This window comes from Candidatus Phytoplasma bonamiae (assembly GCF_030586845.1).
Lineage (GTDB): Bacteria > Bacillota_I > Bacilli_A > Acholeplasmatales > Acholeplasmataceae > Phytoplasma > Phytoplasma bonamiae.
Window position 1 is genome coordinate 1 of sequence record NZ_JAOSIQ010000017.1, and the last position, 10408, is coordinate 10408.

6 protein-coding genes and 1 tRNA gene are annotated in these 10408 nt (G+C 23.2%); 1 reads left to right on the top strand and 6 read right to left on the bottom strand.

The window, feature by feature from the left end:
- Nucleotides 1-2622 (top strand): S1 family peptidase (locus tag OC701_RS01790; protein WP_304514393.1); only part of this gene is annotated, 2622 nt, incomplete at its 5' end.
- 1712 nt (nt 2623-4334) lie between these two features.
- On the opposite strand, the gene OC701_RS01795 is transcribed toward OC701_RS01790, so the two are convergent.
- From OC701_RS01795 to OC701_RS01820, 6 genes are all read right to left on the bottom strand, one after another.
- Complete coding sequence (locus tag OC701_RS01795; RefSeq protein ID WP_304514394.1) at nt 4335-5126, bottom strand: lysophospholipid acyltransferase family protein; 792 nt, start codon at nt 5124-5126, stop codon at nt 4335-4337.
- Nucleotides 5127-6476: 1350 nt separating this feature from the next.
- Nucleotides 6477-6974: a dihydrofolate reductase gene (locus OC701_RS01800; protein WP_304514395.1), complete on the bottom strand. Its 498-nt coding sequence runs from the start codon at nt 6972-6974 to the stop codon at nt 6477-6479.
- Nucleotides 6971-7837 (bottom strand): thymidylate synthase, encoded by an 867-nt coding sequence (locus OC701_RS01805; protein ID WP_304514396.1) that lies wholly within the window; start codon nt 7835-7837, stop codon nt 6971-6973. Before OC701_RS01805 ends, OC701_RS01800 begins: the two co-directional genes overlap by 4 nt.
- A 135-nt stretch (nt 7838-7972) precedes the next feature.
- Nucleotides 7973-8059 (bottom strand) — tRNA-Ser (locus tag OC701_RS01810).
- An 86-nt stretch (nt 8060-8145) separates the two neighbouring features.
- Nucleotides 8146-9339: an acetate kinase gene (locus OC701_RS01815; protein ID WP_304514397.1), complete on the bottom strand. Its 1194-nt coding sequence runs from the start codon at nt 9337-9339 to the stop codon at nt 8146-8148.
- 127 nt (nt 9340-9466) lie between these two features.
- A complete protein-coding gene (locus OC701_RS01820; protein ID WP_304514398.1) occupies nt 9467-9619 on the bottom strand; it encodes a hypothetical protein in 153 nt (50 codons plus the stop codon).
- Between the last annotated feature and the right edge of the window lie 789 nt (nt 9620-10408).

A 10408-nucleotide genomic window follows, 5' to 3' on the forward strand; every position in this document is an offset into this window, starting at 1 on the left:
TATGATTTTCATAAAGGCGAAATAGTTTATGGATTTACATTAGATATTGATGATAATATCAAACCTTTTCAAGAAGGTATTATAAGTGAAGAATATAATCAAAATCGATCAAATGATTTATCTATTTCTATTAAAGGAAAAAATAATAAAATTTTTTTTAATCAAGAAGGCGAATTTATTGGTATTTCATACCCTAAACAATCTAACAAAATGGAGATAAATTATATTATTCCTTCAAATAGTATCTATAATTTTTGTCAAATAATAAATAAACAATATAACTGCTTAAATCAAAATAATTTTGATACTTATTATGACAGCGATGATACTGATTATGAAAGTGATAATGATTTCGCATATTCTTTATATGATGAATACGAAAGCACAACAGAAGAAGATGATAATCAGATTTCTAATTTTGAAGATTTACAATTATCTAAAATTAAAAAAAAATTAAGATATTTTATACCTTTGGAAATTACTTCAGACAACCACAATAAATATCAAAAAATAAAATTATTACTTAAATTAGATAAAAACGGAAAATTTAACGGCTTAATACAGAAAATGGATAATCGATACATAGATTTATCAAAGCCTTTTTGGAGTTTTTTTCATTTGAATTATGTAGACGAAAATGCTATAAAAGAACCTAAAAATCAACCATACACTGAAACTTTCATAGAAAACATATCTAAAATAACTTTTTCAATCGAATTTACACATTTTTTAGGTTCAGGTTTTATTTATAAAATTGAAAAAATGCCGGAAAATCAAAATTACAAATACTATATACTTACTAACAATCATGTTTTAGCGCCATCTTTAGAAAATCATGATAAAATTAAAATTTTCAATTCTTATTTTAATTCTTATAAAGATGCAGAAATTTTCACTTTAATTGATAATTCTGAAGGATTTGATGATCTAGGTATATTAACTTTTGAAGACAATAATCCCAAAAAATTCAAAGAAATTGAAAAAATTTTAAAAATGGCTTTTCCAGATAATTTTATAAAACCTCAAATTCAACAAACAGTTTATAGCATGGGTTCTCAAGAATCATTTCCATTGAACCATTTATTTGTAAAATATCCAAACGAACACAAAACAAGATTAATAAAAAGAAATTTGTTAAAAAAAGGTGATATTACTAAATTAAACGAAACTATTATTTCTTTTAATATAGAAATAGACCATGGTAATAGCGGAGGACCTGTTTTTAATGAAAAAGGACAAATTATTGGTATGAATCGTAATACTGTTATTAATCCCACAACAACAGATAATTTTTCAAACGCTATTAATATTTTACATATTCAAAAAAGATTAGAAGAAATTTTTACGCGATATCAACAAAATCCTAAAAATATAAAAAAAATAACTTCTTTAAACAGTGAAACACATAAAACTTATTTAATGCAAAAAATTAATAATTTTAAAAAAAATTTTGAAAATTTTGAAATTAAACAAAATCATGAAACACCAAACATCATATTTTCTATAGATGAATTAACCGACTTAACTAATAATAATAACCCTATTTCGTTACCATTATTAAAAAATAACAAAAATAAATCAAAAATAAAATTAAAAATTAAATTAGTTTATAATTATTACCAACAACAAATAATATTAATAGATCCGCAAAAAGAATATATTGAATTATATGCAAATATTGACACTCAAAATAAATCCAAAATTAATTTAAAAATAATTAGAAAAAATAAAAATAATAAAATCCTTGATTTTTTACAATATTCTCTAGATAATCATCATTATTTAGATACTAAAGACAGTTCTTTTATATCTTTAACATTTATCGATTTAACAAAAACTTCTATTCACACTACAAAACAAAAAATTATGGATTCTTTAATTGTTTGGCATCAAGATAAGCAAATAAGCGGAAACGGAATCATCTTTAATAAAGAAAAAACCCAAGATAATAAGTATATATATTACGTTTTATCTACTTATGAAGAAGAATTTGAAAATATTTTAATAAACTTATATAACCTTTTATATAAACGGCTTTTTCGAGATAAAAATGAAATTATTATATATAATTCAGAACAAGAAATTTATAAAACAGAAGAGGGAACAATACATAATATTTTTCCAAACGAAAATAATCTTATTTTAATAACTTTTGAATCTACAGAAAACTATCCGGTAGTTCCATTCAAAAAAACTTCAGATCTTAAAGTAGGCGAAGATATTTATTATCTTATAAATGTAAATAATTATGATCATAATCCTCAAATGTTTAAAAGCCAGATAAGCAGTATAATAAATAAAAATAGTAATTTTGTATTTGATTCTGTCTTTAATTTGAAAGAAAAAATAAAAAATATAAATTTTATATGCTTCGATAATAAAGGTAATTTTATAGGAATTAACTGTTTTAATAATTCAAATATAAATATACCTGAACACTTTATTCAAGCTCAATTGATATCTGAGATTCATTTAAAAGAATTATTGACAAATAGTATATTTAAAGAAAATCTAAATATATTTATTTCTGTAACATTTATATTTTTAGTAATGATAATAACTTCTGTCAAATTATATCCAATAATGTTAGAATATGAAAATAATAAATATGAATATAATTAATAAAATTAATATATATAATTTAATTAATCTTATTTAGCTTGATAATTATAATGTAAGATTTTATAATATTACTTTATTATAATTATTACGAACATTCTCCATCTAAACCGGAAGAGCAAATTTCCCAACATCCAACTTTCCTTTTGAAAACTCACTTCGTATCATTGCTAATTAGTTGATTTTAATCTTTCTTTTTCTTATGTTGTTTAATATCATAGATTTTTCTGCCAACGATTTTCTAGTTCGACCTAGGAAGAGAAATAATGATTGATAGTCACATCCAGATTTTTTGGTATTTTCTATAAACATCATATTTATCAATCTAGATTTTATCTTTCTAAAACTATATATTTGATTCCCCGAGTTTCCCCGTATTAATTTTTGTCTAATTTTAATGATAAATTTTTTTATGTTTATTTATACTAGGTTCTCGAAACAATTTTTATTCTTCTAGATAACTAAAATAGGTTTGTTATCCTGGATTTTTAATTAAACCAAAAACAACAAAAAATAAATCTACTCATATTTTTAGAAGTCCGAAATCGTCTTTACTGTCGATATTATCCCTCCTTAGAAAGAACCAAATAGCGAATCGTATTGAATACCGTTAGTTATGATCCCTAATTTAAACATTGATAAATAGTTTTATAAAGATTTATCCTTTTTGATATGTTTTTTATAGTATCTTTAGTAGAGTATTATCATGATTAATTAATTTTTAATAACCTTTAATGTCAATTTTTATAATATATTCAATGTTTTTTAACAAAAATTTTCCAAATAAGATAATATAATATTCTTTCCATTTTTTTGCATTAGGGATTTTAATTGCTAGAATAAAAAATGACTAAATATTTTTATTAAAATCTTTAGAAATAAGAACTTTTATCTAAGAATCGCAGTGTTGATACAAGTAGTTTGGTGGACAACACATATTTGTGATGATATTATTCAATTTTTGGAATTTGATGACGTATTGAGTTTTTTCAATCGACTCCTTCTGCGTCGCAAACCCTTTTGTAAGTCATAATGCAATTCAATATTGGATAAGCGTTAATTATTATTCATCCTACATTCCAGTTATTGTTGCATATTGAACGATTTTAAATGATCTTCAAGTTTGACAAAAACTTAGAAATACTTGATCCTATTGAATAAGCCATAAATTACTAACTTCTTTCGCCCTATCAAGGTCGTTAACCTTGTTCTAGGGAGGGCGATTAACTGGATCATTCCAGATCCAGTTTTACTCCTCCGACTACTAAGAAGTCGCTTTCTCCTTGGGTTATAATGACTTTAATCTCATTATTCGTTAATTTAATAACTTGCCTTTAGGATTCTCCAAGTTACGCTAAATATCAACCTTGATTCCTTAGGGGAAGTGACCATTTTATTCATGGTAAGATTCCAGGTTGGTTAAGTGATAAACTACCTCCCAACAGCAAACGTTGGTAGATTTTTGGACTGCTCGCTTATAGTAGTTTGCGAGACAGGTTTTGTTATTACATCTGCTTATCTTCTTAGGCCATTTCAGGCTTACCCGTAGAACCATTCGGTGGCGGTGTCTTTTTGACTAACTACTTCATCGCAACCCGCTTTTAAGAACTGCTGTAATTCTTGATGGTTTCCTTTCAAGAACCGTTCTTAGCCTGTCGGTGTTTATCGCACTGGTGATGGGTTAGTTCACTCGATATTTAGGCCTCTTTGGCTCCTCATACGGAATTAATAATATTAATTACTTCATGATTAATTTGTGAAGTTTTTTTTCCTTTATAATCTGAATAAGAAATAGAAGGATGTATTAATATTTTCACTTTTTTAATTCTAAACCAACATTTACCGCATATTTTACAAACACCTTTACAAGTTATAGGCAAAATATCAGCTTGATTTTGAATAGAGATTTTATAAGCACCATCTAAAGATTGAGCGATGTTATCAGAACTAGGATTAATAATACCTCCTTCTGGAAAAATCAAAACAGCTAATTTGTTCTGAATTATTTCTTTAGCTTTTTCAAGAGCTTTTAAATTATCTCTATTATTGTTTCTACTAATTTTAATACAATGAGTAGCATCAAAACAAAAACTTAAAAACCAACCATACCAAAAATTATTATAAAGATCATCTTTAGGGGTAAAAGTAATAGGACGAGGAAATATAGAAGCTATTATAAAAGGATCAAAATTACTTTTATGATTGGTATAAATAACTAAACGATTATCTAAAGGAATTAAATGATAATTATAAACTGAAATTTTAATACAAAAAAAGCGAACAATTAATTTAGAAAAACTTTGAACTATTTTTAAATGATAAACATTATTTATAGGTTTATTTTTAATATATCCTAAACTTATAAATAATAATAAAAAATTTATTAACCAAGATATTAAAATAGAACAAACAAAACCAATAAAAAAACCAATTATTTTTATAGGGAAAATTATAATAAAATAATACCAGCTAATTACAAAAATTATTAAAAAAATAAAACTAAACATATTTTTCTCGCATTTCTTTAAAAATAAATTTTCATAAATTAAAAAAATATAAAAATCTTGCAAATATTCATAGCAAAATATCTATAAAAAATTTTAATCACTTTATACAAAAAATTATAATTTTTATTTTATTAAAATTAAAACATTAATTTATTTTTAATATTTTTAGCACAAAATAAAAATATAATAATTTAAAAAATTATTCCAAAAAATCACTAATAAAAAAATTATAATAATTTTGATTATTTTTAAATTTTATTTATTTTTAATTTTTAGCTATTCTTATTATAATTATATAAACTTAATATAAATTAAACAAAGAAAGAGGATCTCTCATTATGTTAGAAAGTTATGATTTAACAAAATTATTAAAATCTTTATTTATTTTTATTGGTCGTAAAATAAAATATTTAATTATTTTTTATCTAACTTCATTAATCTCAGTATTTTTATTTTTATGGATTCATAGTATCATTATAGATATACATTTATACCTATCTAAACTGATTCCATTTCTTTCAATACTTAAAAATGCTGTAAATTTAAAAAGTAAATGGAAAAATTTTATTGTTTTCTTATATCTGTTGTAAAAAATTATTCATATTCTAATTATATAGATATACATTTGTATTTTTCTAAATTTATTTTTCAATAATTAAAAATGATTTAAATTTAAAAAGTAAATTGCAACACTTTTTTAAGAAAAAATTTATTTTTCGTATATCTGTAGATCATTAATTATTTAAATACATACGTAATTTAATTTGAATTATATTTTTATCTTTTGTTATAAGATTTAACTATAATTCAATATTTATTATTTTTAAAGATATTAAAATATTTATTCAATATTAGAATTTAAAATTGATTTTTGCATATAAAACAAATATTATGTGTAAGCGATAATTCAATAACTAATATAAATAATTAAAAATCAAAAAATTCTTATTATCTGACCAATGTTAACAGAAAAATTAATCAAAAATACAAAAAAAATGAAAAAATTATTAAAAAATAAAATTATAATATTATGATAAAAATCAACTATTTCAAAAACAAATATAAATTAAAAACGCATTAACAAAGATTTAACATTAAATATTCTAATAATAAAAATAACAAATATAAAGTTAAATAAAAAATTAATTTATTTTATTAACGAATAAAATAATAATCTTTTAAAATTAAGAGTAATCAGTTCCAAAATGTATAACATTTCTTAAAATTAAACATGACTATTAAAATAATAAACAATTATCTACAATCTTTAAAATCTTCAAATAATTCAAATAATTTTTATTACAATTCTAAAGTCATAACTAATTATTTAAAAATTATTAAAAGAAATGTTTATTTTTTATAATAAGTAGCAAAAATCAATTCTTCTATAATTCTATATTCTTTTAAAATATATTTGTATAAATTTAAATACGGGAAATAAATATTTCCTGAAAAACGTCGCAAAATATAAGTCAAATATAATATATTTGCATAAGGCAAAGCCAATTGATAAATTTGCCTACCTCCAATAACAAAAATTGATTTTGAGGTTTTATTACAAGTTTGTAAGAAAATTTCAACATCATTCACCTGTCGGATAGAAATATCATCGCGATAATATTGAACCGGCATATCAGACGCAGTAGTAGCCAAATAAATCGATTTAAAGGGAAATTTTTTATTTTTATAATAAGAACATAAAGATCGATATGTTCTTAAACCTACTAATATCGTTTGATTAGTAACTTTTTTTTTAAAAAAAGCTAAATCCTGAGGATAATGCCAAGGTAATCTTTCGTCATTGCCAATCAAAAAGTTACCATCTACAGCTGCTATTAAACTAATCATACCGCTATTTCTCCTTTTAAAGCTCCGTGTGCATCATAATTATGCAAACAAATATCTTTAATAGTAAAATCTTCAATAGAATTAATATTTTTATTTAAAGTAATATAAGGTAATGGTTTAGGAGAACGTTTTAATTGAATTTTAATTTGAGGAATATGATTAAGATAAATATGAGCATCTCCTAAATTATAAATTAATTCATAAGCTTGCAAATTAGTAATATGAGCAATCAAACACAGTAATAAACCATAACTACTAATATTAAAAGGAATACCTAAAAATACATCAGCACTTCTTTGGAAAACTTGTAAAGATAACTTATCTTCTGCAACATAAAACTGCATTAATATATGGCAAGGAGGTAAAATCATTTTAGATATTTCAGGAGGATTCCAAGCAGAAATAATTAAACGACGAGAATTTGGATTAAATTTAATATTATGAATCAATTGTTTTAATTGATCAATTCCCGAAAAATCACGCCATTGTTTTCCATAAATCGGACCAAGATTTCCATGTTTTTCAGCGAAATATTCATCTTGTTTTATTTTATCAATAAATTCTGATAAAGTTTCATTTTTAAAAAATGAAGAATTCCGATATCGTTCATAAGGCCATTCATTCCAAATATTTACTTTATTTTGTACCAAATAACGTATATTAGTATCACCTTTAATAAACCATAATAATTCATGTATTACTAGATTAAAATTAATTTTTTTTGTCGTTAACAAAGGAAATCCTTGGGTCAAATTAAAACGCATATGGTAACCAAAAATACTTTTAGTTAAAATTTTAGTACGATTATCACGTATAATACCATATTTTAAAATAGTACGACATAAATTTAAATATTTTTTCATATTAAGAACAAATTAAACCCTTTACTAAAAAATAAAAAATTTTTTATAATTTAAATATTTTATAATTTTATGTTAAAAACGTTTGGATTTATAAAATAATAAAATATTTATTTATAAAATATATAAAATTAACGGCGGAGGAAGAGGGATTCGAACCCTCGCATCTAATAAGATCTACACGCTTTCCAAGCGAGCCCCTTAACCAAACTTGGGTATTCCTCCTCCTAAAAAATCACCTTTATTAATTGCAAAATTTTTTTACAAAATAATAAAGGGATTAAGATTTGTTATTTACTTGTATAATTAACTTAATTATTTTTATTCGAAATAAAAGACATAACATCTCGAGCAATAGTTAATTCTTCATTAGTAGGAATAATTAAAATAGGAATGATAGATTTTTTGCTAGCAATATTTCTCAATTTAGGACCACTTTCGTTTAAAGTTGGTTCTAAAAAAATATTTAAAACTGCTAATTTTGAAATAATTTCAGATCTAAAAAAAATAGAATTTTCTCCAACACCCGCTGTAAATACTAGAGCGTCAATACCTTCTAATAATACGTAATAACTAGCGATATAATCAACAATTTTCTTAATTTGAATATCTAAAGCTAATTTAGCCTGTTCATTGCCTTCTAACATTCTTTTTTCTAAATCTCTACAATCATTGGAAATTCCTGAGATACCTAATAAACCAGATTTATTATTTAAATCATCAATCACTTCTTGAGATGTTTTCTTTTCATAACAAGAAATTAAAGCAACAATAGCGGGATCTACATCGCCACTACGCGTACCCATCGGAACCCCAGCTAATGGTGTTACCCCCATAGAAGTATCTACTGATTCTCCCTTGCCATTTACGGCAGTAACAGAAACTCCATTACCAGCATGACAAATAATTAATTTTAAATTAGATTTTGATAAAAAACGTTTCGCTTCTTGAACAATAAAACGACAAGAAGTACCATGGGCACCATATTTACGAATTTTATATTTTTTATACCATTCATAAGGTACTGCATATAAAAAATTAGAAGTTTTAATAGTTTGATGAAAACTAGTATCAAAAACACCTACATGAAGAGCTTTAGGTAAAATTTTTTTAAACAAACGCACACCTAAAATATTAACAGGATTATGCAAAGGAGCTAAATTATTTAGACTTTCCAATTTATCAAGATTTTCATCGGTTAAAATAATAGAATTCGGAAATAATTCTCCACCTTGAACAATACGATAACCAATACCTTTTATTTCAGTAATTTCTTTGATTATCGATAATTCAATTAATTTTTTTAATAATAATTCGATAGCTAATCGATGATCATCAATAGCTATATTTTGTTTATAAATTCGATCTGAAGTTTTAATAGTAAACATAGAATTAATATTACCGATTCGTTCGAATAAACCACTACATAACATTTTTTCTGTAGCCATATTAATTAATTGAAATTTTAAAGATGAACTACCAGAATTTACAGACATAATTTTCATAAAAAAACCCCTTTCTTCTATTGAAATTAATATAAATAAAAAAGATATTTATAAATATATAAACAAATAATAAATACATAGTATATATACATAATATAAAAAATCAAAAGTATTATTAATCCATTAATTAGATTTTTCTACTTAAATAAATAAAATTTATCATATTTTGATATGGATAGATTATTTGCATTTTAACAACTGGATTTATCAACCAGTTATCTATTACAAACAGCCCCCATCTAAACCGGACAAGCAAGTTTCCAAGCATCCGGCTTGCCATAATTTACCCTTTTGCAAGGACTAACTTAGTGTCGCCACTGATTAGTAATTGATTCCGATTGTTCTTTATTTCTGAAATTCTCTGCTATCATGGATTTATCTAAAAGTTAATATAATTCGACTTAAACAAAGATGATGATTGATAATCACATCCAGGTTTTCCTTTGGTATTCCTTATCTTTTTTTAATCACTCCCCTAATTATAAAAATCTCAGTTTTAAAAAATATTAATTCCAAACTTACGATATTTATTTTTTATATAAGACTTATCCTATTCTAAGTTAAATTTTCTTCTCTAGTTCCTCTTTAGTTAATGAAATTATCCATCTTCTTATCAATATTTTGTAAATAAACATTAAATAAGGAGGAATTATTATCCCATCTCTTCTTTAGGAAAAACCAGATAGCTATTCGTATTTAATTCATTTTCACGATACACCTGCTTTTAGCCATTGACAAATGATTATTAAATTTTATCTTTTTTTAAGGCGTTTTATTAGCATCTTTAACAGTATATCATGATTAATAGTTTTAAAATAACCTTTAATATCAATTTTTATGATATAATTAATTCCATTAAATCATTGTTGAAAACATTCGATAACCTCTTGACAAGATTTTTTCGGTTATAAATCCATAACTTAATTCTGAAAAAATATTTTCAAAATAAGAATTTTAATTTCTTTAAAAAATAAAAAAATATAAATTAGATTAATGATTAAAATCGGTAATATTTTATATATTTGTTTTAAATTAATTAATTCTACATTTCCTAAAAATACTGCATCTG